The organism is Gemmiger formicilis (assembly GCF_016901605.1).
Taxonomy (GTDB): domain Bacteria; phylum Bacillota; class Clostridia; order Oscillospirales; family Ruminococcaceae; genus Gemmiger; species Gemmiger formicilis_B.
In genome coordinates this window covers 1-391 of record NZ_JACJKP010000490.1, presented here as the reverse complement: position 1 = coordinate 391, position 391 = coordinate 1, and the positions used below count along the sequence as shown (strand labels likewise).

Sequence of the window (391 nt, the reverse complement as noted above, 5' to 3'; positions counted from 1 at the left end):
ACTAGCTGGCAGTGCCGCCCGCTGATACCCGGCGTGTTTTTATCGAATACGATGTTACAGGTTGCCGGGTCTCGGCCGATGACCACCTTGCCCTTTAACAGGTCAAAGCTCTGGCCAGAGTATTTCCCTGTCACGCCGCGCAGCACAGCCCGTTTTTCCACAGGGCCGCGGCCGCCTCTTGCAGGCGCTTTTCCAGATCCCATACCTGCGGCAGCGCCGGCAGGTGCCGGAGCCCCCTGTACGCCCTTCTGGGACGTTACCAGCAGGATGATGCCGCCGATGAGCGCCAGCACGCCGATGGGCAGGAACACATAGGCAAACCAGGGCTGGGTCCAGGAGAGTCCGCCGCCTGCCATGGTGTATTCGATTCTTTCGCTGTCCAGAGCTTTGA

The 391-nt window shown here is 61.4% G+C and carries 1 protein-coding gene; it reads right to left on the bottom strand.

Annotated elements, in window-relative coordinates; all coding sequences use genetic code 11:
* Nucleotides 1-391: FHA domain-containing protein (locus tag H6B10_RS15590; protein WP_204652374.1), on the bottom strand; the 391-nt coding region annotated here is incomplete at both ends.